This window comes from Streptomyces sp. SID486 (genome assembly GCF_009865385.1).
Taxonomy (GTDB): Bacteria; Actinomycetota; Actinomycetes; order Streptomycetales; family Streptomycetaceae; genus Streptomyces.
In genome coordinates, this window is the sequence record NZ_WWJT01000048.1 from 1 (window position 1) to 21,443 (window position 21,443).

Consider the following 21,443-nt stretch of genomic DNA (forward strand, 5'->3'; position numbering starts at 1 on the left):
ATGGACTTGACTCGGCAAGGTGATCCGCGGTGTCCACTCCTTGACTTCCGCAGGAGCCCTTGGGGGCTGGAACATCGGGTGTTCCCCACAGAGCTGGTCGTCGGCGAGCTGGTCACCACCGCCGTCCGCTACGGCGGCGCCCCGGTGGGGCTGCGGCTGATTCGGGATCAACGTCCGATCCGCGAGGTCTCCGATCTGCGGCGTTGAACGCCGAGTGAATCAATATCTGTTCCCGAGGGACCAGTTTTTGGAGGGCCGCGCAATCGGAGTTTTTGCCGCGAAGAGCAGAGTGGAATTATCCAGCGCACACGGGCGGCTTCGGCGTGCTACTGTCTATCTCAGTTGCAGTTGTGGTTCCCAAAACTTCAAGTGCCCTCGCCGGGCTTCTGCCGGGCGGGAGTACTTCTGTATTTCCGGTCATTTCCGGGCGGGGTAATCATCGCGGCGACACGGCGTCCGCGCAGCGCGGACGCCGATGCACTGCCCCGAAGGAGATATGACATGGCTACTGGTACCGTGAAGTGGTTCAACGCAGAAAAGGGCTTCGGCTTCATCGAGCAGGACGGTGGCGGCGCCGACGTGTTCGCCCACTACTCGAACATCGCCGCGCAGGGCTTCCGTGAGCTGCTCGAGGGCCAGAAGGTGAGCTTCGACATCGCGCAGGGCCAGAAGGGCCCGACGGCCGAGAACATCGTTCCCGCCTGACGCTCACGCGCAATCCGTAGCTGGGGCCCGCATCCCTCGGGGTGCGGGCCCCAGCTGCACGCGTATCCCGCAGCGGCTTTCACCCGCGGGACGGCCCGGCGGAATCCGCAGTACCACCACAAGCGGTTCCTCCCCCAGGGTGCAGGCGCATCCTGAAGCGCTGCATCGCAGCGGGCGCCCGGATCTCAAGGTCCCCATCGCGTCACCCATTTCAGCACCTGTGCCCACGGATGTTTCCGCCGGCCGGCTCTGCTTTCTTTTGTCACCGGTCCATACTTGTAATTCTCCATGCCATTCGCCGCGGCGGGAATTCCTTGATATGTGCCACATCGAGGAAGGTTCCGCATGAACCGCACGTACACGAACGACCGCTCCGCCCGCGCCCGTGCCGCCGCCGGAAGTGGCGCCGGCGGCCATGGCTCGCGGGCACCGCGTCGTACCGGCGGGCCCGTCCGCTCCGGCGGTCACGGCCGTAGGCCCGCCGCAGTGCAAGGTGAGTTCGCGCTGCCCAGGACGATCACCCCCGCGCTGCCCGCCGTCGAGGGCTTCGCCGATCTCGACATGCCCGAGCAGCTGCTGGCCGAACTCGGCAGGCAGGGTGTGACCGCACCGTTCCCCATCCAGGGAGCGACGCTGCCGAACTCCCTGGCGGGCCGTGACGTCCTCGGCCGCGGCCGCACCGGTTCCGGCAAGACCCTGGCCTTCGGCCTCGCCCTGCTCGCGCGTACCGCTGGGCAGCGTGCTGAGCCCCGTCAGCCGCTGGGGCTGATCCTCGTACCCACGCGTGAGCTGGCACAGCAGGTGACCGACGCGCTGACCCCGTACGCCCGCTCCGTGCGACTGCGGCTGGCCACGGTGGTGGGCGGCATGTCGATCGGCAGGCAGGCCGGCGCGCTGCGCGGCGGAGCCGAGGTCGTGGTCGCGACCCCGGGCCGGCTCAAGGATCTCATCGACCGTGGCGACTGCCGGCTGCACCACGTGGGCATCACCGTGCTGGACGAGGCCGACCAGATGGCTGACATGGGCTTCATGCCCCAGGTCACCACGCTGCTCGACCAGGTGCGCCCGGAGGGGCAGCGGATGCTGTTCTCCGCCACCCTGGACCGCAACGTCGACCTGCTGGTACGCCGCTACCTGACCGACCCCGTCGTGCATTCGGTCGACCCGTCGGCCGGTGCGGTCACGACGATGGAGCACCACGTCCTGCACGTCCACGGCGCCGACAAGCACGCCGCCACGACCGAGATCGCCGCCCGCGACGGCCGCGTGATCATGTTCCTGGACACCAAGCACGCCGTCGACCGGCTGACTCAGGACCTGCTCAACAGCGGGGTGCGGGCCGCCGCGCTGCACGGCGGCAAGTCGCAGCCCCAGCGCACCCGCACGCTGGCGCAGTTCAAGACGGGGCACGTCACCGTGCTGGTGGCGACCAACGTCGCGGCGCGCGGCATCCACGTCGACAACCTCGACCTGGTCGTCAACGTCGATCCGCCGACCGACCACAAGGACTACCTCCACCGCGGCGGCCGTACCGCCCGCGCCGGCGAGTCCGGCAGCGTCGTCACCCTGGTCACGCCGAACCAGCGCCGAGGCATGGTCCGCCTGATGGCGGACGCCGGAATCCGGCCGCAGACCACCCAGATCCGCTCGGGCGACGAGGCCCTGAGCCGGATCACCGGCGCCCAGGCTCCGTCCGGCATCCCGGTCGTCATCACCGCACCGGTGGTCGAACGCCCCAAGCGCAGCGCCACCTCCCGGGGCCGCCGTCGCCCCGCCTCGGCGAACAGGCGCAATCCCGGGCGCCAGTCCGGCTTCGGCGCGGTGGCCTAGAACTTTCGTGATCAGGGAGCCGGCCCACCTCTGCAGGAGGCACCTTTTGACGCTGATCCAGACACAGTCCTTGCCCGGCGGACGCCGACCCCGCGCACAGGACAGCGGTGGGGGTCATGGACGCGGCCGGACCGCAGGTCTGTGACGACATGAGCGTCGAGGTGACGCCGGCCGTCATGGCCGCCGCCCGCACGGTCCGACTGGTCGTCTGCGACCAGGACGGCCGGTGCACCGGACTGGTCACCCATGCCGAACTCGCCGCCGTCCGTGACCGCTCCGACCACACGGACCGGGTCCGCCTGCGCGACATCCTCGGCGAACACGGTTCGTTCGCCTCACCCGTGATCACGATGGCCGAAGCCGAGCACGCGATGCGCACCCGTCGGCTCGGTGTCCTGCCGGTGGTCGACGAGCAAGGCAGCGCCCTGGGTATCCCCGCCCTCTCCCGCCGAAACACCTCGCCCCTGGGCGGACCGTTCTCTCCTTCTCCCTGTGAGGCCACATGCGCTGCGTCATCGCCCGCTTCCCCTTCGAGCTCACCAAGGGCGGCGTGCTGGAATCGATGAAGGGCATCAAGCCCGAACCGGTCACCGGCGAATCGGTGATCATCGGCCGCCGCCACTACCCCGTCAAGCAGGTCGGCCAGGTCCTCACACGCCAGGACCGCCGTGACTTCAGCGCCACCGAAGTCCTGCGGGCCATGGCTGCGCTCGGCTTCACCTGCCGCGCCGTTCCCGAGGCAGCACCCCTGGGCATTCCCGGCCCGGTGCGGCACGCCTCCGCGATGCCCGGCACCCCCGTCACGACCTGATCGGGTAAACAGACACGAGCCGACACCTGAGCAGCAGTGCGGGCCCGACCGGTACGCCGGTCGGGCCCGCACCGTGTGCAGCGGGTTCCCGTCACCGCTGCCCCGCAGGATCCGGGTGACATCGAAGTGCAGACGCGTGGGCGGCCCGTCCTCCTTCACGGGGGCGTCGAAGACGGCGGGCGAACTCGCCCAAGTGAGCGGAATCCCCCAGCACAGCCGACACCCTCTGCCGCCACACCGCTTCGGCAGCCGGCCACCGGTGATGACAGCGCCACCGGTGACCGCGGCCAGGGACATCTGGTTGTTCTGGCCGGACTCCACGAGACGCAGTGTCGGCCGGTGCCGCCGACGGCAGCCGCGGCGCAGGCGGCGACGTCGCGCCCGACCCGACATGCCACGCGGTGGTGGGTCACTGTGAGAGCCGGCCAGAACCTCGCAGCTCCTTGAACCATGGGGACCGGTCGAGGCGGACTGGTCGAGGCGGACCGGTCGAGGCGGAGTACCTCATCCTCCAGCGCGCGGAAATCTGTACTCGCTGGAGTAGACATTGGCCGACGCTGTGGTTAAGGTTTCTGTCGTAGCCGAGATCAGGAGAGGCCCGGCAGAGATGAACTGCCGAGCAGCAGTAAGCAGTTGCAGTTGGCATGACGGTGCGGTGGTGGAGTTCCGAAGCCAGAGTGGTCGCAGGACGGCGACGGGACTGACAACCGGACCGGGTGGCCCGCAGTGATCAGGGGCCGCCACGAGCAGTACCGCAGTGGCGGTACCGGTAAGTGAAGGTTCGCAGTACCCAGCAGTGAAGTCAGTGAGCAGTACCTCGGTGAAGGCGTCGGCTGCGGGCGCGCGCACCGGGAAGTTCGGCAGTGGGGTTCCCAGCCAGAGCAGACGCAGGACGGGCGACGGGGCCGGCTGTCGAAGCGTGGCAGCTGTTCGAGGCCACGAGTGGTTCGCGGTGTCAGCAGTTGCAGTTTCCGTCGGTGAGTAGCCGATCAAGAGGGAAGAACGGAGGAGCCGAGCGCCATCAGGATCGCCCGGGTGGAAGCCTTGGACCCGGGTACCGCAGGACATCGATAGTGAGGTGGTCTCCGGTCGAGCAACCGCGATCCCCGCGCCCCCGACAGCGTCTCCGTCGGGTCCGCGGAAACACAGGGCCGGTGCAGTATCAGGGCCGGCAGATGGTGTAGTAGTTCCTTCGGGGCCCTGGTGCCGGTACGGCGCCAGGGCCCCTCCACGCGTTCCAGAGAGGTGCGATGACAGCAGACGACACGTTCGGCCGTCTCGATGACGACGACTACCCCGCCTACACCATGGGCCGGGCCGCCGAGATGCTCGGCACCACACAGGGCTTCCTGCGCGCCATCGGCGAAGCCCGCCTCATCACCCCGCTGCGCTCCGCGGGCGGACACCGCCGCTACTCCCGCTACCAGCTGCGCATCGCCGCCCGCGCCCGGGAACTCGTCGACCACGGCACCCCCATCGAGGCCGCCTGCCGCATCATCATTCTCGAAGACCAGCTCGAGGAATCCCAGCGCCTCAACGCCGAATACCGCCGCGCCACCGAATCGGCGGACCCGACCGCAGCAGCGTGAGACGAGCGTGCCCGTCCGCGTCGGCGGGCACCGCACGCATGGTCTGCCGTGCGATGTGATCGTTTCCTGTGGTGACGCGGCGTGTGGGCGTGTAGCGTCTGCGTCAGCTGTCGTGGTTCGGAACCCCCCTTGCCCACGCCTTGGGTGTGGGCGTTTTGCTGTGCTGTGCCGCAGGGACCAGGGCGATCACCTCTGCCTTCCACAGGAAGTGGTAGGCGTTCATCGACTGGAAGGCGTCAGACATGGCGACGGGAACTGTGAAGTGGTTCAACGCGGAGAAGGGTTTCGGTTTCATCGCCCAGGACGGCGGCGGCCCGGATGTCTTCGCGCACTACTCCGCGATCAACTCCACGGGATTTCGTGAGCTCCAGGAGGGCCAGGCCGTGACGTTCGACGTCACCCAGGGCCAGAAGGGTCCGCAGGCCGAGAACATCACCCCGGCCTGACCTCACAGACCCGCCCGAGGGATCGCGCACACCGCGTCCGGTGAGCGCCGCCTGTGTGGGCTTCACCGCCCACCGGGCGAAGCGCCTGCTCTCGTGCAGGGCGTGCACGATCAGGGGCCGCGCAGCCATTGCTGCGCGGCCCCTGATCTGTTGAGACGGGTGTGACCTCGGCCGAACTTCCTGACCTCGGTTGCTTCGAGCGTCGTCCGGTTCGGGCGCCGCATGCCCTGCGCCTCCGTGCGCGCAGTTCGGAGCAGTAGACGGTCAGGTGCTCGTCCAGGCGGCGAGGAAGGCTTGCCGTCCATCCGGATCGTCCCATCTGCGGTCCGCATGCAGAACACGCCAGGCGGTGAGCTCGAGATCTCGGAGCCACAGCTCGCCGACGACCTGTGTCTTGAGGTCGGGCACATGGTCGGACCCGGCGAGGGCTTGACCGATCACCTCCCCGGCCGCCACGCGCCGGGACGGAGTCATCTCATCGACGGCCGAGAGGATGTGCCTGGCCAGGGCGGCTCCCTCTCCTTCCGGAGAACGCAGCACCTGGGCCTTCATGTCGACCAGTAGCAGGTACGCGGTGCCCGACGCCCTCCACAGGCTCGACCAGAAGCGTTCGCCTGCCTCGGTGGGGGCGGGCAGCGCGGCCAGCAGCCCGAGGAGATGACCGGTGGCCGCATGGCATCGACGGGGCTGGAGTTCACGCGGTGGCGAGCCGGACTCGCCGAACCGGTCAAGCCTGAGTTGTGTGGCTGGCTCCATGCCGGAATGGTCCCCGCCGCACTGATCGCGGGGACACCTGCCTTCCGCGCCACAGGGTCGGTGTCCTGAGAGGGCGGTAAGTGACGTGATGTCCGTTTCGAGCTCTCGAGTGGGACTGTCGGGCCGGTCCCGACCTGATCTTGCGGCTACGACTGCGGCCTGGTGAACAAGCCCTGCTCGGGCTCGGTGAGGATTCCGCGTTCGACCAGCCGCTTGAGCTTCAGCCGGACGTTGTTGACGTTGTTGGGTGCGATTTCGAGGTCTATCGCCTCGCAGACCGCCCGGGCCCGCAGTGGAGCGTCGGCTGCGGCGAACACCGCCATGATCTGCTGGTAGGCCGGATGGCCCGGCAGCTTCGCGGGCGGCGGCGTGGGCGGGGCCTGCTCGGGCAGTGCCAGCAGCGTCTTGCGGGTGATGCGCACCTCTTCGGCGGCTCGGGCGAACTCCTCCAGTTGCACGGTGAGTTCCGTGAAGCGTGTGCGCACGGCATCGGCCTGCGCGGCGAGGTCACGCTCCTGCTCCTCCAGGCGGACGAGGACCGCTCCCAGAGTGAGGTCGTCGTTGTTCACGCGCCGCGCCAGGTGGGGGTGGAGGTCGCCGTGAGCATCCTGGACAGCCGATCGCTTACGGCCCAGTACACCCTCGACTCCGCGGAGGCGGGCCGGTGTTCGTAGTCGCGGACCAGTCTGCGGTGCAGTATCAAGATCCCGTTTACCTGCTCCACCCGCCACCGGATCGGCTGCGGCACGAACCCGCTCGTCGCAGGGTTGCGCTCGACGACTTCGACGTCAATGCCGACCTTCCTGCCGTGGCCCACGACGGCGGTCTTGAGCCCCTGGTCGACCAGGGCCTTCTCAACCGTGTCGGTATCCGCGGCGACCTTGTCCACCAAGGCGATGTCGGCGGCGTTGTCGTGCGCCGAGGCGGCCAGCACCACCACCGCGATCACCAGGCCGAGTACGTCAACCTCCAGGCCGGCCCGGGACTTTTTTTGCCGCGCCCCTTCCGGTGGTGACGGCCGGCACCCCGGCGGCCGCGTGCACGCTCTGGGTGTCGAGACCACCAGGCTCGGGTCCGCCTTGCGGCCCCGGCTCTCGCGGACCTGCCGGCGCAGCAGGTCATGGATGGTCTGGTCGGTGCCGTCGTCGCGCCACTTGTAGAAGTAGTACTTCACCGCGCCGGCCGGGGGGCAGGTCGTGCGAGAGGTAGTCCCACTGGCAGCCCGTACGGGACTGGTAAAGGATCGCGTTGACGATCTCCCGCATCTCGTAGGCGCCCTGAGGGCCGCTGACCGACGGGTGCTGGGCCTTCCAGGAGGCGATGACCGGCTCGATCAGGGCCTACCGCTCATCGGACACGTCGCTCTTGTAAGGCTGGCGGTCACTTACGAAAAACACTCCAGCACGACAGAACACTCTGATCAGCCCCGATGCGCCTGCGCCACACGTTCCAGCGATGACGAACGCAGCATCACGTCACATACCGCCCTCTAAATCCGCGTACAGGTGCATTCTGTGCGGATGCCGTCACCGTCGATATGGACAATGTGCAACGTGCCCTTGGCGTACTCGATTCGCACATCATCGTCAGTGCTACCAGGGATGTGCCAGACAAGCCGCAATGACAACGTTTCGCCGATCGTGGCAGGAATATCGGATGCAGTGACCTGGTGCACGATCTCGGCTTCATCGGGTGACGTGGGGCTGTCGAGATACAGCTTGCTGCCCCGGATGGCCCACTTACCCTCCCATGAGCGGTCATCGCTCGGGGCGCCCTCCTCGTCCGGCTCGATGGTGTAGCTGCTCGCCGTGACCCCGACGCGAAGGGGGACAGGCTCGTTGCCCTGTGAAGAAAGCTCGACGTGCCACACGCCCCTGACGAAGGCGCTGACTGCCTGCCCAACAGGGCCCTGGTCCCCGTCCCGGCTGTCACCCGAATTCTTGCTGCACGCGGCAAGAATCGAGGCGCCTAGGCCGACGGCTAAGTACCGCAAGGTGGTGCGTCGGCCCACCACCTGCGTCACGGCCCGCGCCTGGCGAATACGAGACATCATGTCCATTATTCATCCCCCAATATGCCGAGCAAAGTCACTTGTAAGGTGCATGCCAGACAAGATGCCCCGGTTCCCAATGTCAAAGCAACCTCCCCCCATGTGTACGACTGCCGGGGCGCCCCACCAGAAGTATTCTGGCGCGTCCTTAGCAAGTGCGCCCGGGCTACCAATGGCTCACAGGCACTTTTCGGCCGTGGACCTGAGTGTCTCCCGAGGACCGCTCGAACAACTGAGAGGGCGGTATGTGACATGATGCTGCGTTCGTCATCGCTGGAACGTGTGGCGCAGGCGTATCGGGGCTGATCAGAGTGTTCTGTCGTGCTGGAGTGTTCTTCGTAAGTGACCGCCAGCCTTACCAGAGCGACGTGTCCGATGAGCGGTGGGCCCTGATCGAGCCGGTCATCGCCTCCTGGAAGGTCCAGCACCCGTCGGTCAGCGGGCGGCGGCGTGGGCGGGGCCTGAACGCGGAATCCTCACCGAGCCCGAGCAGGCTTGTTCACCAGGCCGCAGTCGCAGCCGCATGACCAGGTCGGGACCGGCCCGACAGTCCCACTCGAGAGCTCGAAACAGACATCACGTCACTTACCGCGCTCTGAGAGCGGTCCACGTCGACACGACCACGGACCAGCCCGGCTTGGCGACGGTCGCGCTCGGCCTGCCGATCCGGCACCGGCTGGTGTTCGCCCTCCGGGCGACACGGCTGTCGATCCGGGGCATCCGAAAGTCGCTACGAACAAGAAGCAGGTCGAGATGGCGCCCTCGATCCCACCGCGCACTGCGCAGCCCCACACGCCGGCGACGACGGCAGCAGCCGGTGCTGGATCTCCGCGGCCAGGCTCAGCGGGACGGTACGGCGGCCCTACACGTCGGTGCAGGACCGGTTCGCGACGACGATGTACGCCCGGACGTGCGAGGTCTCGCCGATCTCCCGCATCACCTCCGCGTCCCGCGTAGGAACAGTTCGAGGAGCCGATGGCGTCCCCGCGGTTGGTCACGGGGCCGACGACCCGCACCGGCGCGCCCTGACCCTTGTCCTCCACGCTCGGGCGCTCCACTCGGCCAAGCGCCCGTTCCTTCTCGCTGGCTGCTTGCTTGTTCTGGTCGAGGAGGTGGTGCCTTGCGGCGTCGGCGAACGTGGTCGCCTCGGTCGTGCCCGGTGGTCGTGCCCGGTGGTCTTGTCGCTGGTGTCGGCGTACAGGTGGGTGGCTGCTGACTCCCGTGCCCGGCCTCGCCGCCGGCGAGACCGGGCACGGAACCGGAAACCACGCCGCCGGGGCTCAGGCGTCGATGATGACGGGGATGATGAGGGGCTTGCGGCGGTAGGTGCGGAAGGCCCAGTTCGCCACGGCGCGGGCGACGAGCTGTTCGAGCTGGCGGGCGTCCCCGACGCCTTCCTCGGCCGCGGTGGCCAGGGTCTTCTCGATGACGGGGATGACGGGCTCGAAGGTGGTGTCGTCGTGGACGAAGCCGCGGGCCAGGAAGTCCGGGGCCTCGGCGAGGGCGCCGGTGTCGGCGTCGACGATCGCCACCACCGTGACGACGCCCTCCTCCGCGAGGGTGAGGCGGTCCTTGAGGGACGCTTCGGTGGCGCCGCCGACTTCCATGCCGTCCACGTAGACATTGCCGGCGGGGACCTTGCCGGTGATGGACGCGCGCCCGTCGACCAGGTCGACGACGACGCCGTCCTCGGCGATGACGACCCGTTCGGGGTCGACACCGGTGCGGATGGCGAGGTCGCCGTTGGCCCGCAGGTGGCGCCATTCGCCGTGCACGGGCATGACGTTGCGGGGCTTGACGATGTTGTAGCAGTAGACGAGTTCGCCGGCGCTGGCGTGCCCGGAGACGTGCACCTTGGCGTTGCCCTTGTGGACGACGTTGGCGCCCCAGCGGGTCAGGCCGTTGATCACCCGGTAGATGGCGTTCTCGTTGCCGGGGATGAGGGAGCTGGCGAGCAGGACGGTGTCGCCCTTGCCGATGCGGATCATATGGTCGCGGTTGGCCATCCGCGACAGCGCGGCCATCGGCTCGCCCTGGGAGCCCGTGCACACCAGAGTGATCTTGTGGTCCGGGAGCTTCTCCAGCTCCTTCGTGCTCACGACCAGACCGGAGGGGACCTTCAGATAGCCCAGGTCACGGGCGATGCCCATGTTGCGGACCATCGACCGGCCGACGAAGGCGACCTTGCGGCCGTGCTGGTGGGCGGCGTCCAGGACCTGCTGGATGCGGTGCACATGGCTGGCGAAGCTGGAGACGATGACCCGGCGCGGCGCGGTGCGCATCACCTGCTCGATCGCCGGGTTCAGCTCCCGCTCGGAGGTGGTGAAGCCGGGTACTTCGGCGTTGGTGGAGTCGGTGAGGAACAGGTCCACGCCCTCCTCGCCGAGGCGGGCGAAGGCGCGCAGATCGGTGATGCGGTCGTCGAGAGGGAACTGGTCCATCTTGAAGTCGCCGGTGTGCAGCACCATCCCGGCCCGGGTGCGGATCGCGACCGCGAGGCTGTCCGGGATGGAGTGGTTGACCGCCACGAACTCGCAGTCGAAGGGCCCGAAGCCACGGCGGTCGCCCTCCCGCACCCGCACCGTGCGCGGCCGGATGCCGTGTTCCTTGAGCTTGGCCTCCAGGAACGCCAGCGTCAGCTTGGAGCCGACGACGGGAATGTCGGACCGCTCGCGCAGCAGGTACGGCACGCCGCCGATGTGGTCCTCGTGGCCGTGGGTGAGGACGACGGCCACGATGTCGCCCAGCCGGTCCCGGATCGAGGTGAAGTCCGGCAGGATCACGTCCACGCCGGGCTGGGTCTCCTCGGGGAACAGCACGCCGCAGTCGACGATGAGCAGTTTGCCGGCGTGCTCGAAGACGGTCATGTTGCGGCCGATCTCACCCAGGCCGCCCAGGGCGATGACCCTCAGCCCTCCTTCGGGCAGGGTAGGGGCCGCTTTGAGGTCGGGGTGTGGATGACTCATACCTCGACGTTACCCGCAGAGCGGAACGAGATGATCTGTCACCTGTGTGATCTCTCTGCGACGACGGGTGAGACGTGAGGTCCCGCTGAGGAGCGTCCTGAGAGGACCTCGGTGCGACATCCCTTCCCGACGGGTTCACGCACTTCCCCGATCAGCCGGCCGGTCACGGTACGGAGGGCCGTCGCGCGGGACGCCGAACGGCTCACGCGGCTCGTGTGCCCATGAGGGTAAGGACGCGGCCGCAGTCGCGGGCTACCGGGTCGCGCTGCTCAGCTGGGGCTGCGACGCGGCATGCCTCCTCGCCTGCGCGTGGGGGCCGGGCATCGGCGTTCCCTGGCGCGGGATCCTCGTGGCATACACGCTCACCCGGATGGCGGGCAGCCTGCGGGTGACGCCGGGCGGTCTCGGTGTGGTGGAGGCCAGTCTGACAGCGCTGCTCGTGCTGGACGGGCCGCGCACCGACCAGGCAATCGCGCTCACGCTGCTCTACCGGATCGCGATCTGCTGGGCGCTGCAACCCATCGGCTGGGCGTGCCGGCTCGGCCTGGCCTTCGGCTCACGACGCGCGGACCACCACGCCGGATCCGACCGGCGTACCGGATGAGAGCGTCACCGGGCCGGGGATCATTTTTTCGGACCTGGCGGACACAGCGGAAAACGACAGCTTCTTCGGCCGCTCGGGGTCCGCGCCGGGGACTCACCCGGCCTGTCAACAGGTGACCGGCCGGGCAGGCGGAGCACCTTCGCGCGTCGAGACAGCCCGTTGCTCACAGTTCCGTCATCGGGTTGTCCGAGCTCCCGTGCCGCAGGCGGCCCCCCTGTCAGTCACGGCGTCGTCGCCGTTGTCCTCTGGACGGTTCCCCGGTCCCCTTCGGAGTCCCTCCGTCCCGCACACACCGGCCAGCCGTCACATGACAGGGCCTTCCGCCTTCGGTACACGGGGCACCTCGTCATCCGAGGTGGTGGGTGGCACGTCCAGGTACTCGGTGATCTTAAAGGCGCTGACCTGCGCGGCAATGAAATCGTCGTCCCGACGGGAGGTACTTGCCGCATCTGAGCCTTCGCCTTCAGTTCCGCCCACTCTTGATCGAACGACGTGCTCTCCCGCCCCCGTCGTCTCGTCGATCAGATGAAAACTACTGCCTTGAGACGCACCGGCGACGGGCCGGCAGCGATAAGAGCACGTTGGAGAAGTGCTGTCGCCCAGTCTGGCGACGACCTGGGGGTTCGCCGAATGCACCACGACCTCGAACACGAACGGTGCGCAGTTCTCCGTCGTCTACGGCGACTCCGTGAGTAGGCCCGCGTTCGCAGCGCGGGTCGGGAAGGCACGCCCGTGCTGAGCGTGGTGAACGCCGACGGCAGTACCGCGTCCGGCTCCCTGATCGACGAGATCGTCCGCGAGGGCGCCCGCTGGATGCTGGCCGCCGTGCTGGAGACGGAAGTCGACCATTACGCAGCCGAGTTGGCTGCCGAGACCGAGGAACGCGGGCGGCGCCTGGTCGTACGCAACGGCCACCACCGGCCCCGGACAGTCGTCACCGCGGCCGGGCCGGTCGAGGTCACCGCGCCGCGCGTCAACGACCGCCGCGTCGACGAGGCCACCGGCGAGCGCAAGCGGTTCTCCTCCGAGATCCTTGCGCCGTGGTGCCGCAAGTCACCGAAGATCTCGGAGGTGCTGCCGCTGCTCTACCTGCACGGACTGTCGTCCGGAGACTTCGTGCCTGCGCTGGAGCAGTTCCTCGGCGGCACGGCCGGACTGTCGGCCGCGACGGTGACCCGGCTGACGAAGCAGTGGAGCGACGACCACGCCGCCTTCCAGGACCGGGACCTGTCCGACCGCGACTCCGTCTACGTATGGGCCGACGGGGTCCACCCGAAGGTGCGGCTCGGTCAGGCGCACTCGTGCGTGCTGGTCCTCCTCGGTGTCCGCCTGGACGGCACCGAGGAGCTGATCGCGCTGGCCGAGGGACTGCGGGAGTCCACCGAGTCGTGGGCCGACGTGCTGCGCGACTGCCGTCGCCGCGGCATGCGCGATCCCGAACTCGTCATCGGCGACGGTGCGATGGGCCTGTGGAAAGCCCTGATCGAGGTGTTCCCGACCGCTCGGCACCAGCGCTGCTGGGTCCATAAAGCCCGTAATGTTATGAACTGTCTTCTGAAATCCGCACAGCCGGGTGCGACGAAGGCAATGCAGGAGATCTACAACGCAGAGGACAGGGCCCACGCCGAGAAGGCGGTCCAGGCGTTCTCCCGCACTTACGGCACGAAGTGGCCCAAGGCCGTCGCGAAGATCACCGACGACCGGGGCGAGCTGCTCGCGTTCTACGACTTCCGGGCCGAGCACTGGGTCCACCTGCGGACCACGGATCCGATCGAGTCGACCTTCTCCACCGTCAAGCTCCGGACAAGGTCACCCGAGGCGCCGGCAGCCCGGCCGCGGCCCTGGCCATGGTGTTCAAGCTCGTCGAATCCGCCCAGGCCCGCTGGCGGGCGATCACCGGAGCCCACCTGGTCCCACTCGTCCGGGCCGGGGCCCGGTTCGAGAACGGCCTGCTGGCCGAACGCACCGAAAGCCACGCGGCCTGAGGAGAATGCCCAGATGACCGTCTCGGACACCTACGGCACGAACTCTCACACGACCAACGAGTTGGCCAGCCTGCTCGCCGACCGACTCGACCTGACCTTCACCGAACGCGAGAGCGACTACCTCGGCGTCTACTTCCTGGCCACCCTCGCCGACACGACCCGCCTCCAGATCCAGCCGAACGCCATTCCCGGAGACGACGGGGAAGACGATCTCTACGACGACGAGCACCCCGACGTGTCGGTACTCCTGCTCATCACCTCGCCGGCCGCCGCCGAGCCTCTCAATGACGAGCTCTCGACGGTCGGAGGACTCACCAGGCTCCGATCAACTCGAAGCTGAGCAACTGCCGATCCACAAGTCTTGACTAGTGCTTGTGGCCCCCCTTGCGCCCGGCCCCCGAGCCCGGCTCGTAGTTGCACCGCCTCGTCTCGTCCTGACCGCTGCGCGGTCAGGACGAGGCCACAGGGCCTGTCGAGCACGAGCTCAATCAGAGGGCATGACGGGGGACCGCATGCCGAGCCATTGTTCGGCGTCCCAGGCATGGAAACGCTCCACCTCTATGAATCCCAGCTTCGCCGCGAGGCGCATCGAGCCGACGTTGGCAGTCTGGGTATGGAGCACTACCGGCTCGCCGGGAAGACCACCGTCGAACCAGTCGAGTGCCGCCGCGCACGCCTCGGCCGCGTATCCGAAGCCCCACGCCCGCGGCAGGAACAGGTAGCCGAGATCGACCTTCCCCGCGGCAGCCTGGCGACTGTGCTCCGGTGCTCTCCTGAGCAGGATCTGGCCGATCATCGCCCCGTCGAGATCAACGACAAAACTCCCGGGCCACCGCTCGGGCACCTCGGGCATCTCGCGCTCAAGCTCGTCACGCGGGCGAGGGCCGCCGAGGTAGGTGTGCACCTCTGGCGAGGCGAGCAGTTCGATGAACGCCGCACGGTCCCGGGCCTCGGGCTCACGGAGTACAAGCCTCTCGGTCCTGATCGGTGCAGGGGGCCAGGCGACCTGTCCGAGCTCAGTCATGCCAGCCAGCCAATCAGCACGCTCGGCAGCGATCAACACTCACAGACCGGTCAAGCCACCGGCCCGGTCCCTTCCTCGCCGATGGGAAGCGCCCTACAACCACGCCTGCCGGGGACGAGGAGCAATGCTCAGATCCTGTGGATCGGCCCCGGTAGGACGTACCTTCCCGGGCGATTGATCGATAGGTCACCGAGCAGGACCGACGTTCGCGGCGTCGGTCGGGAAGGCACCTTCATGCTCACCGTGGTCAACGAAGACGGCGCCACGCGAGATGGGTCGTCGCTGCTGGACGAGATCGTCCGGGAGGGCGCCCGCAGGACGCTGGCCGCCGCGCTGGAAGCCGAGGTCAACACATGCATCGCCGAGTTGGCCGACCAGCGGGACGAGAACGGGCGCCGGCTGGTAGTGCGCAGCGGCTATCACCAGCCGAGGAAGGTCACCACCTCGGCCGGGACCGCGGAGGTGAAGGCCCCGCGGGTGAACGACAAGCGCACCGACCTCGATACGGGCGAACGCAGGCGGTTCTCCTCGGCGATCCTGCCGCCTTGGGCCCGGAGGTCCCCGAAGATCGGAGAGGTGCTGCCGCTGCTCCACCTGCATGGGGTGTCGTCTGGGGACTTCGTGCCCGCGCTGGAGCAGTTCCTCGGCAGTTCGGCCGGACTGTCGCCGGCCACGGTCAGGCGGCTGACGGCCCAGTGGCAGGCCGACCACGCTGCCTTCATGGAGCGCGATCTGTCGGCCACGGACTACGTGTACGTGTGGGCCGACGGCATTCACCTGCGCATACGCCTGGAGGAGGCCAAGGCTGCCGTGCTGGTGGTGATGGGCGTGCGGGCGGACGGCACCAAGGAGCTGATCGCGCCGGCCGACGGTTATCGCGAGTCGACGGAGGCGTGGGCGGGCCTGCTACGCGACTGCGCCCGCCGGGGCATGCGCGCCCCGGTGCTGGCCGTCGGGGACGGCGCGCCCGGCTTCTGGAAGGCCCTGGCCGAGGTGTTCCCCGACACCCGCGAACAAAGATGCTGGGTTCACAAAACCGCAAATGTTCTCGATTCCCTGCCGAAATCGGCCCAGCCCGCGGCCAAGCGCGCCAGCCACCTCGTCGAACGCTCCGAGACCCTCTCGGCGTGAGCAGCCTCAGCCGATCCGCAGAAGCCGGGAGGATCTCAGGCACTCGGGCGCCGTATGTGCAGGTGGCCATCGCGGGGGAAGGAGGGCGGTGCCGCGGGCAGAATGGTGTCGAAGTCGTAGCGGCTCTTCTGTGCAACCCGGCACGATGCCAGGTTGTCCACCTGGTGCAGGAGTTCGAGACGCTCCAGCCCGTCGGGTTCGAAGGTGTCGAAGGCCCAGCTGGTGAGGGCCTCCAGAGCACGGGAGGCCACTCCCCGCCCGCGAGCCTGCGCCGCGGTCCAGTAGCCCACTTCGGCCGCCGGTTTGCCGGAGGCGACTTCCTTGAGGACCACGTTGCCTACCAACTGCACGCGAGCTGAACCGGGTTGTGTCTCAAGGACAGCGAAGCCGAACCGGTCCCCCGTTGCCCAGCCCTGCTGCTGAGCCTGCACCCAGCGTGCCCCGTCGGCATCGTTGTCCACGACAGAGCTCGTCCACTGGCGCAGTGCGGGATCCCGGCTCACCTCGACCAATGCGGCCACGTCCGCCATGCGCCAGGGGCGAAGAACGAGAGCGGGAGAGACCGGCGACGCGGCCACCTGAAGTACGACCGGGGCACTCATCAACCGATCGTATGCGGTGGCGTTTTCACCCGACGCCAGCCGCGTCCGCCCCATGCCGCCTCGCGACCGCCCCGTCATTGCTGTGTCCGGACGCGCAGAGCCCGGACTGACCAGTCGAACACCGGAGCCAGACTCTCCGGGGCCGGCCAGCCGTTGACCACTGCGAGCAGCTGGACGTACCGCTCCCTGCGGGGGTCACTCACGCTCTCCAGCCGAGTCGCCAGCCGGCGGCGAAGCTCAACGTCGTCGGGGCGGCCCAGGATGTGCGCGCAGTGCGCCGTGAACGCCGCGACGATCGGATCGGCCTGGGGCGAGGCCGGGTCGATGCCGGCGGCCAGGGCCGGGCCGACCTGGTCACGGACGACTGCGGCAATGTCCCGTCGCGGGCCCATCATGTCGCTTCGAGTCTGCTCGGCTGCCTGGTCCTCGGCCATCCGCCGCATGACGGCGCGGAAACCCGGGTCCAGGGACATTTCGGCCAACTCCACCCACGCCTGGACCTGCTCTGACTCCGGGTTGTCGGGCAACTCGGGGGTCATCGAGCGCATGACCCCCGCGAATGCGGGGGCGGCGTCAGAACCGCCGAAGACGGCGTCGAGGAAATCGCCGATCAGACGTCGGCGTTCGTCCTCGGAGAGCTGGGCCAGCCGGTGCACGAGTTCCGTCTCCTCAGGTGTGGACCCGCGCTCGGCCACCGTCATCAGCACCGCGCGCCGCAGGCGCAGGACGCGGATCTGCACTGCCAGTGCTTCGGCGTGCGCCGCGGCGACCTCGGGAAGCGAGAGCTCGCGGTCCACGACCTTGCGGATCGTGGGAAGATCCAGTCCCAGCTCGCGCAGGGTCCGCACGAGGTCCAGGCGTGCGACGGCGTCGATGCCGTAGAGGCGGTAGCCGGCCGGGCTGCGGTCCGTCGGCGCCACGATTCCGCGATCGGAGTAGAACCGAATGGTCTTGACCGTGAGACCGGTCCGTCGAGCGAGTTCGCCGATCGAGTAGAGCGTGTCGCCGTCCATGCCCCCACCTTTGTGTCTCCCCCTACTGGAGACTCAAGTCCCTTCGCCTGCTAGCAGGCAACCACTCCTCAGCCACAAGTCTTGACGATTCCTCTCGCCAGAAGATCGAACGGCACCGCCGCTTTCACCTCCGGTGGCGGCGGTGGCGGCAACACGGTGACGGTCACCAACCCGGGCAGCCAGTCCACCACCACCGGTAGCTCGGTCAACCTGCAGATCAAGGCCACCGACAGCGGCGGCGCCTCACTCCTCACCTACAGCGCCACGGGCCTGCCGACCGGGCTGTCCACCAACAGCTCCACCGGCCAGATCTCCGGTACGGCGTCCACCGCGGGCACCTACCAGGTGACGGTCACCGCGAAGGACTCCACCGGCGCCTCCGGCTCGATCTCCTTCACCTGGACCGTCGGCTCCTCCGGCGGCACCTGCTCCGGCTCCCAGGTACTGGCCGACCCGGGCTTCGAGTCGGGCAGCACCGGCTGGACCGCCACCAGCGGCGTCATCACCAACGACACCGGCGAGGCGGCCCACGGCGGCTCCTCCTACGCCTGGTTCGACGGCTACGGCTCCAGCCACACCGACACGCTGCCCCAGTCGGTGACGATCCCGGCCGGCTGCAAGGCCACGCTCACCTTCTACCTGTACATCGACACCGCCGAGACCACCACCAGCACCCAGTACGACAAGCTGACGGTGACCGCCGGTTCGACCACCCTGGCGACGTACTCGAACCTCAACCACAACTCCGGGTACGCGCAGAAGACCTTCCTTCGGCCTGTCCTCGTTCGCGGGTCAGACGGTCGCCCTGAAGTTCAACGGCGTGGAGGACTCCTCGCCGCAGACCAGCTTCGACGTCGACGACACCGCCCTGACGACCGGCTGATCCGCATCCTGCGGACAAAGGCCCCGCACGTGGAAGCCGTCCACGTGCGGGGTGGGCCATACCCACCCGCTCGTCGCAGAGCGCCACGAGCCGGTGCCGCCGCCCGCCCGTCGAGAGTGGCGGAAGGCGCGTTCGGAACCGGGCACGGATTCGGGCTGTGTCGCTGACGCGCCCGTTATGAGCCCCTGGCGTGCCGGGTCACCAACTGCTGCTGGTCACGCCTGGGAGCTCGCCCGCGTGGGCCATCTCGCGTACGCGGATGCGGGACAGGCCGAAGGCGCGCAGGTAGCCGCGGGGGCGGCCGTCCACGCAGTCGCGATTGCGCAAGCGGGTGGCGCTCGCGTCACGGGGATGCCGGCGTAGTTCCCGCTGGGCGGCGGCACGGTCCTCCTCGGAACTTCCGGGGAACGCGATGATCGCCTTCAACGCGGCGCGGCGCGCGGCGTATCGGGCCACGATGAGGCGCCGCCGCTCGTTCTTCGCGATCTTGCTCTTCTTCGCCATCAGACCTTCCCTCCCCGGGCGCGGATGCGGGCCACCGCGGCCTCGATGCCGATCATGTCGACCGTCTTGATGCCCTTGGCGGAGAGGGTGAGCCGGATGTGGCGGCCTTCGCTCGGCAGCCAGTAGCGCTTGCTCTGGATGTTGGGGTCGAAGCGGCGCTTGCTGCGCCGGTGGGAGTGGGAGATGTGATGGCCGAAGCCCGGCTGTCGGCCGGTCAGTTGGCAGTGGGCGGACATGGCTGTTCCTCCTTGGGGTGGATGCAGCAGCACACTAACGCCAAATGAAAATGAAAACCAATCTCGTGTATGGTGCTGTCCATGGCCCGTAACGAACTGCGCCCGATCATCAAGCTGAGGTCCACCGCCGGCACCGGCTACACCTACGTGACCCGCAAGAACCGCCGTAACGACCCCGACCGGCTGACGCTGCGCAAGTACGACCCGGTCGTCGCCCGCCACGTCGACTTCCGTGAGGAGCGCTGAGCGCGATGAAGCCCGGAATCCACCCCGAGTACCGCCCGGTCGTCTTCCGTGACCGGGCCGCCGACTACGCCTTCCTCACCCGGTCCACGGCCACCAGCGACAAGACCGTCGAGTGGGAGGACGGCAACACCTATCCGGTCATCGACGTCGAGATCTCCTCGGCGAGCCACCCCTTCTACACCGGCACCCAGCGGGTCCTGGACACCGCGGGGCGGGTCGAGCGCTTCGAGCGGCGCTACGGACGCGGACGGAGCGAGCCGTGAACCGGGACGAGGCGCGGCTGCCGGTGGCGATCGTCGGCGGGTTGCACGCGGACGTCCGCCGGGCCGCCGTCGAGGAGATCCTGCGTACGGTCCCCTGGTCGGTCGCGCTGCACCACGACCTGACGTCCGCCGTCGACAGCGCGGTGCGCCGGACGGTGCGCGACGCGGACGGTCTGCTGGGCAGTGGCGACGCACCCCTGGTGAACGACTGCGCGTGCTGCGCACTTCGCGAGGATCTCGTCCCCGAACTGCTGCGGCTCGCAGCGCAGGGAACCTACCGGCTGGCCGTCGTGGAACTGTGGGACTCCGTCGAGCCCCAGGCCATGGCCGGAGTCATCGCCGCCGCGGGCGCACCGCTGGCCCTGACCGGGGTCGCCACGGCGGTCGATCTGGCACTCGTCCTGCCGTATCTGTCCAACGGCGACGACCTGGCCGACGTCGGCCTAGCCGCCGCGCCGACCGACCAGCGCACCGTGGCCGACACCTTCGCCCGGCAGTTGGAGTACCCCACGGTGATCGCCCTCGGCGACGACGATTCCGGCGACGAGGCCGCCGACGACACCGACCACGCGCTGCTCGCCCAGCTCACACCAGGCGCACGAAGCGTCCGGGTGGAGAGCGACGGTGCCCTGGGTGCGGCGCTGTTGGCGGGCTTCGACGTGGCAGCGGGCGCCGCCCGCGTGCATCCCGCCTGCGCGCTGCTGCCGCAGGAGTGCGACGAGCACGGGGTGAGCACCTTCGTCTGGCGGCGCGAACGGCCCTTCCATCCGCAGCGTCTGTACGCGGCGCTGGAGGACCTCACCTGCGCCGCCGCGCGCAGCCGGGGGCGGTTCTGGCTGGCGGACCGCCCCGACACCCTGCTGTCCTGGGACGCCGCCGGCGGTGCGCTGTGCGTGGAGCCGGCCGGTCCCTGGCTGGCCGCTCTGCCCGACGCGGCCTGGGAGATGGTGCCGGCCGAACGCCGCCTCGCCGCCTCTCTGGACTGGCACCCCGAACACGGCGACCGCTGCCAGTACCTCACCTTCACCTCGCCCGGCCTGGACCGCGACGGCCTGTCGGCCCTGCTCGACTCATGCCTGCTCACCGACGACGAGTACGCGGCGGGCAGGGACCGCTGGAAGCAACTCCCGCACGCCTTCGACGGCTTGCTGGACCCCGTGACCTGAAAGAGAGGACCGACCTCACCATGCCCCGACGTACGAACACCGGGCAGGAGACGGCCAAGCGCCAGCGCACCAACCCGCTGGACGCCGCCGGCATCACCTACATCGACTACAAGGACACCGATCTGCTGCGGAAGTTCATCTCCGACCGCGGAAAGATCCGCAGCCGTCGGGTGACCCATGTGACGCGTCAGCAGCAGCGGCAGACAGCGCAGGCCATCAAGAACGCACGCGAGATGGCGCTCCTGCCCTACGGCTCCCGATAGGGCGATGGCCACGTGCGGGAGGCGGCAGAACCGCCGCGGCTTCTGATTGTCCTCCCTGGTGGTCTCGGAGGCGCCGGCTCCTTCCGTTACGCCCTGTACCGGTAGCGGATCCGGCCGCGGGTGAGGTCGTAGGGGCTGAGTTCCACGAGCACGCGGTCGTACGGGAGGATCTTGATGCGGTTCTTCCGGATCTTCCCGCTGATGTGGGCGAGCACCGTGTGCCCGTTCTGGAGCTCCACCTTGAAGGTGGCGTTGCGCAGGCACTCGATGACGGTGCCTTCGGCTTCTACGCCCCCTGCTGTTTTGGTCATGGTCTCTCACTTCTCTCGTTCTGCGACGGTGTCTTCGGCTTCGCCCGGTGCGATGTGAT

The 21,443-nt window shown here is 68.5% G+C and carries 22 protein-coding genes and 8 pseudogenes; 17 read left to right on the top strand and 13 right to left on the bottom strand.

Going from position 1 to position 21,443, the window contains the following annotated elements:
- From GT045_RS39375 to GT045_RS02080, 5 genes and pseudogenes are all read left to right on the top strand, one after another.
- Positions 1-195 (top strand): annotated as a pseudogene (locus tag GT045_RS39375) (hypothetical protein); the annotation flags it as partial.
- A 306-nt stretch (positions 196-501) separates the two neighbouring features.
- Positions 502-705: a cold-shock protein gene (locus GT045_RS02065; RefSeq protein ID WP_004986771.1), complete on the top strand. Its 204-nt coding sequence runs from the start codon at positions 502-504 to the stop codon at positions 703-705.
- 345 nt (positions 706-1,050) lie between these two features.
- Positions 1,051-2,535 carry a DEAD/DEAH box helicase gene (locus GT045_RS02070; RefSeq protein ID WP_161333099.1) on the top strand — a complete coding sequence of 495 codons (1,485 nt, stop codon included), beginning with the start codon at positions 1,051-1,053 and terminating at the stop codon, positions 2,533-2,535.
- 46 nt (positions 2,536-2,581) lie between these two features.
- Positions 2,582-2,984 (top strand): annotated as a pseudogene (locus GT045_RS02075) (hypothetical protein); the annotation flags it as partial.
- A gap of 53 nt (positions 2,985-3,037) precedes the next feature.
- Entirely contained in the window at positions 3,038-3,346 is a 309-nt protein-coding gene (locus tag GT045_RS02080; RefSeq protein ID WP_161287115.1) for an SCO5918 family protein, read from the top strand.
- 96 nt (positions 3,347-3,442) lie between these two features.
- On the opposite strand, the pseudogene GT045_RS39380 reads toward GT045_RS02080, so the two are convergent.
- Positions 3,443-3,643: pseudogene (locus tag GT045_RS39380) on the bottom strand (hypothetical protein); the annotation flags it as partial.
- 953 nt (positions 3,644-4,596) lie between these two features.
- Here GT045_RS39380 and GT045_RS02090 point away from each other — a divergent pair.
- Positions 4,597-4,935: a MerR family transcriptional regulator gene (locus GT045_RS02090; RefSeq protein WP_161333100.1), complete on the top strand. Its 339-nt coding sequence runs from the start codon at positions 4,597-4,599 to the stop codon at positions 4,933-4,935.
- A gap of 242 nt (positions 4,936-5,177) precedes the next feature.
- Positions 5,178-5,381: a cold-shock protein gene (locus tag GT045_RS02095; RefSeq protein ID WP_030212004.1), complete on the top strand. Its 204-nt coding sequence runs from the start codon at positions 5,178-5,180 to the stop codon at positions 5,379-5,381.
- Between the two features lie 264 nt (positions 5,382-5,645).
- Here the strand turns inward: GT045_RS02095 and GT045_RS02100 are convergent, their stop codons facing one another.
- From GT045_RS02100 to GT045_RS02125, 5 genes and pseudogenes are all read right to left on the bottom strand, one after another.
- Positions 5,646-6,137, bottom strand: coding sequence for a hypothetical protein (locus GT045_RS02100; RefSeq protein ID WP_237538286.1), 492 nt, complete (start codon positions 6,135-6,137; stop codon positions 5,646-5,648).
- A 146-nt stretch (positions 6,138-6,283) separates the two neighbouring features.
- Entirely contained in the window at positions 6,284-6,706 is a 423-nt protein-coding gene (locus GT045_RS02105; RefSeq protein WP_161333101.1) for a hypothetical protein, read from the bottom strand.
- Positions 6,703-7,474, bottom strand: a pseudogene (locus tag GT045_RS02110) (transposase). The gene GT045_RS02105 and the pseudogene GT045_RS02110 overlap by 4 nt, the downstream one beginning before the upstream one ends.
- A 152-nt stretch (positions 7,475-7,626) precedes the next feature.
- Positions 7,627-8,196 (bottom strand): hypothetical protein, encoded by a 570-nt coding sequence (locus GT045_RS02115; RefSeq protein WP_161333102.1) that lies wholly within the window; start codon positions 8,194-8,196, stop codon positions 7,627-7,629.
- A gap of 1,271 nt (positions 8,197-9,467) precedes the next feature.
- Positions 9,468-11,153, bottom strand: a complete 1,686-nt coding sequence (locus GT045_RS02125) for a ribonuclease J (RefSeq protein WP_161333103.1) — start codon at positions 11,151-11,153, stop codon at positions 9,468-9,470.
- Positions 11,154-11,264: 111 nt separating this feature from the next.
- Between GT045_RS02125 and GT045_RS39390 the strand changes: the two are divergent.
- Positions 11,265-11,415 (top strand): annotated as a pseudogene (locus GT045_RS39390) (GNAT family N-acetyltransferase); the annotation flags it as partial.
- A gap of 3 nt (positions 11,416-11,418) precedes the next feature.
- A complete protein-coding gene (locus GT045_RS39395) occupies positions 11,419-11,757 on the top strand; it encodes a YbhN family protein (protein WP_237538292.1) in 339 nt (112 codons plus the stop codon).
- Between the two features lie 303 nt (positions 11,758-12,060).
- On the opposite strand, the gene GT045_RS02135 is transcribed toward GT045_RS39395, so the two are convergent.
- Complete coding sequence (locus GT045_RS02135; RefSeq protein WP_161333104.1) at positions 12,061-12,408, bottom strand: hypothetical protein; 348 nt, start codon at positions 12,406-12,408, stop codon at positions 12,061-12,063.
- A gap of 81 nt (positions 12,409-12,489) precedes the next feature.
- Here GT045_RS02135 and GT045_RS02140 point away from each other — a divergent pair.
- Together GT045_RS02140 and GT045_RS02145 are read left to right on the top strand one after the other, a co-directional pair.
- A pseudogene (locus GT045_RS02140) lies at positions 12,490-13,742 on the top strand (IS256 family transposase).
- 13 nt (positions 13,743-13,755) lie between these two features.
- On the top strand, positions 13,756-14,082 hold the full coding sequence (locus tag GT045_RS02145; RefSeq protein WP_161333105.1) for a hypothetical protein: 327 nt from the start codon (positions 13,756-13,758) through the stop codon (positions 14,080-14,082).
- Positions 14,083-14,226: 144 nt separating this feature from the next.
- Here GT045_RS02145 and GT045_RS02150 read toward each other — a convergent pair whose 3' ends face one another.
- Entirely contained in the window at positions 14,227-14,766 is a 540-nt protein-coding gene (locus GT045_RS02150) for a GNAT family N-acetyltransferase (RefSeq protein WP_161333106.1), read from the bottom strand.
- A gap of 234 nt (positions 14,767-15,000) precedes the next feature.
- Here GT045_RS02150 and GT045_RS02155 point away from each other — a divergent pair.
- A pseudogene (locus GT045_RS02155) lies at positions 15,001-15,894 on the top strand (IS256 family transposase); the annotation flags it as partial.
- Between the two features lie 38 nt (positions 15,895-15,932).
- Here the strand turns inward: GT045_RS02155 and GT045_RS02160 are convergent.
- The gene (locus GT045_RS02160; protein WP_161333107.1) at positions 15,933-16,499 is read right to left on the bottom strand and encodes a GNAT family N-acetyltransferase; all 567 of its coding nucleotides are present in this window, start codon (positions 16,497-16,499) and stop codon (positions 15,933-15,935) included.
- Between the two features lie 74 nt (positions 16,500-16,573).
- Entirely contained in the window at positions 16,574-17,512 is a 939-nt protein-coding gene (locus tag GT045_RS02165; RefSeq protein ID WP_161333108.1) for a MerR family transcriptional regulator, read from the bottom strand.
- Positions 17,513-17,620: 108 nt separating this feature from the next.
- Between GT045_RS02165 and GT045_RS02170 the strand changes: the two are divergent.
- Positions 17,621-18,395, top strand: a pseudogene (locus GT045_RS02170) (putative Ig domain-containing protein); the annotation flags it as partial.
- A 198-nt stretch (positions 18,396-18,593) separates the two neighbouring features.
- Here GT045_RS02170 and rpsN read toward each other — a convergent pair.
- Together rpsN and rpmB are read right to left on the bottom strand one after the other, a co-directional pair.
- Positions 18,594-18,899 carry a 30S ribosomal protein S14 gene (rpsN, locus tag GT045_RS02175; protein WP_161333109.1) on the bottom strand — a complete coding sequence of 102 codons (306 nt, stop codon included), beginning with the start codon at positions 18,897-18,899 and terminating at the stop codon, positions 18,594-18,596.
- Complete coding sequence (rpmB, locus tag GT045_RS02180) at positions 18,899-19,135, bottom strand: 50S ribosomal protein L28 (RefSeq protein WP_161333110.1); 237 nt, start codon at positions 19,133-19,135, stop codon at positions 18,899-18,901. The genes rpsN and rpmB overlap by 1 nt, the downstream gene beginning before the upstream one ends.
- 81 nt (positions 19,136-19,216) lie before the next feature.
- On the opposite strand from rpmB, the gene rpmG reads away from it, so the two are divergent.
- Genes rpmG through rpsR form a run of 4 tightly spaced genes read left to right on the top strand, consistent with a single transcriptional unit; the run spans position 19,217 to position 21,073 of the window.
- Complete coding sequence (gene rpmG, locus GT045_RS02185; protein ID WP_161297569.1) at positions 19,217-19,381, top strand: 50S ribosomal protein L33; 165 nt, start codon at positions 19,217-19,219, stop codon at positions 19,379-19,381.
- A 5-nt stretch (positions 19,382-19,386) separates the two neighbouring features.
- A complete protein-coding gene (locus GT045_RS02190) occupies positions 19,387-19,644 on the top strand; it encodes a type B 50S ribosomal protein L31 (RefSeq protein WP_053667035.1) in 258 nt (85 codons plus the stop codon).
- Complete coding sequence (locus GT045_RS02195) at positions 19,641-20,810, top strand: GTP-binding protein (protein ID WP_161333111.1); 1,170 nt, start codon at positions 19,641-19,643, stop codon at positions 20,808-20,810. The genes GT045_RS02190 and GT045_RS02195 overlap by 4 nt, the downstream gene beginning before the upstream one ends.
- A 20-nt stretch (positions 20,811-20,830) precedes the next feature.
- Entirely contained in the window at positions 20,831-21,073 is a 243-nt protein-coding gene (gene rpsR, locus GT045_RS02200) for a 30S ribosomal protein S18 (RefSeq protein WP_161333112.1), read from the top strand.
- An 86-nt stretch (positions 21,074-21,159) separates the two neighbouring features.
- Here rpsR and infA read toward each other — a convergent pair whose 3' ends face one another.
- Positions 21,160-21,384, bottom strand: coding sequence for a translation initiation factor IF-1 (gene infA, locus GT045_RS02205; protein WP_161297572.1), 225 nt, complete (start codon positions 21,382-21,384; stop codon positions 21,160-21,162).
- Positions 21,385-21,443: the final 59 nt, after the last annotated feature.

What these genes read in the sequence shown, in the direction of transcription:
- GT045_RS02065 (WP_004986771.1), top strand. Translation starts at nt 502, where the DNA reads ATGGCTACTGGTACCGTGAAGTGGTTCAACGCAGAAAAGGGCTTCGGC.
- GT045_RS02070 (WP_161333099.1), top strand. Translation starts at nt 1,051, where the DNA reads ATGAACCGCACGTACACGAACGACCGCTCCGCCCGCGCCCGTGCCGCC.
- GT045_RS02080 (WP_161287115.1), top strand. Translation starts at nt 3,038, where the DNA reads ATGCGCTGCGTCATCGCCCGCTTCCCCTTCGAGCTCACCAAGGGCGGC.
- GT045_RS02090 (WP_161333100.1), top strand. Translation starts at nt 4,597, where the DNA reads ATGACAGCAGACGACACGTTCGGCCGTCTCGATGACGACGACTACCCC.
- GT045_RS02095 (WP_030212004.1), top strand. Translation starts at nt 5,178, where the DNA reads ATGGCGACGGGAACTGTGAAGTGGTTCAACGCGGAGAAGGGTTTCGGT.
- GT045_RS02100 (WP_237538286.1), bottom strand. Translation starts at nt 6,137, where the DNA reads ATGGAGCCAGCCACACAACTCAGGCTTGACCGGTTCGGCGAGTCCGGC.
- GT045_RS02115 (WP_161333102.1), bottom strand. Translation starts at nt 8,196, where the DNA reads ATGGACATGATGTCTCGTATTCGCCAGGCGCGGGCCGTGACGCAGGTG.
- GT045_RS02125 (WP_161333103.1), bottom strand. Translation starts at nt 11,153, where the DNA reads ATGAGTCATCCACACCCCGACCTCAAAGCGGCCCCTACCCTGCCCGAA.
- GT045_RS02145 (WP_161333105.1), top strand. Translation starts at nt 13,756, where the DNA reads ATGACCGTCTCGGACACCTACGGCACGAACTCTCACACGACCAACGAG.
- GT045_RS02150 (WP_161333106.1), bottom strand. Translation starts at nt 14,766, where the DNA reads ATGACTGAGCTCGGACAGGTCGCCTGGCCCCCTGCACCGATCAGGACC.
- GT045_RS02160 (WP_161333107.1), bottom strand. Translation starts at nt 16,499, where the DNA reads ATGAGTGCCCCGGTCGTACTTCAGGTGGCCGCGTCGCCGGTCTCTCCC.
- GT045_RS02165 (WP_161333108.1), bottom strand. Translation starts at nt 17,512, where the DNA reads ATGGACGGCGACACGCTCTACTCGATCGGCGAACTCGCTCGACGGACC.
- rpsN (WP_161333109.1), bottom strand. Translation starts at nt 18,899, where the DNA reads ATGGCGAAGAAGAGCAAGATCGCGAAGAACGAGCGGCGGCGCCTCATC.
- rpmB (WP_161333110.1), bottom strand. Translation starts at nt 19,135, where the DNA reads ATGTCCGCCCACTGCCAACTGACCGGCCGACAGCCGGGCTTCGGCCAT.
- rpmG (WP_161297569.1), top strand. Translation starts at nt 19,217, where the DNA reads ATGGCCCGTAACGAACTGCGCCCGATCATCAAGCTGAGGTCCACCGCC.
- GT045_RS02190 (WP_053667035.1), top strand. Translation starts at nt 19,387, where the DNA reads ATGAAGCCCGGAATCCACCCCGAGTACCGCCCGGTCGTCTTCCGTGAC.
- rpsR (WP_161333112.1), top strand. Translation starts at nt 20,831, where the DNA reads ATGCCCCGACGTACGAACACCGGGCAGGAGACGGCCAAGCGCCAGCGC.
- infA (WP_161297572.1), bottom strand. Translation starts at nt 21,384, where the DNA reads ATGACCAAAACAGCAGGGGGCGTAGAAGCCGAAGGCACCGTCATCGAG.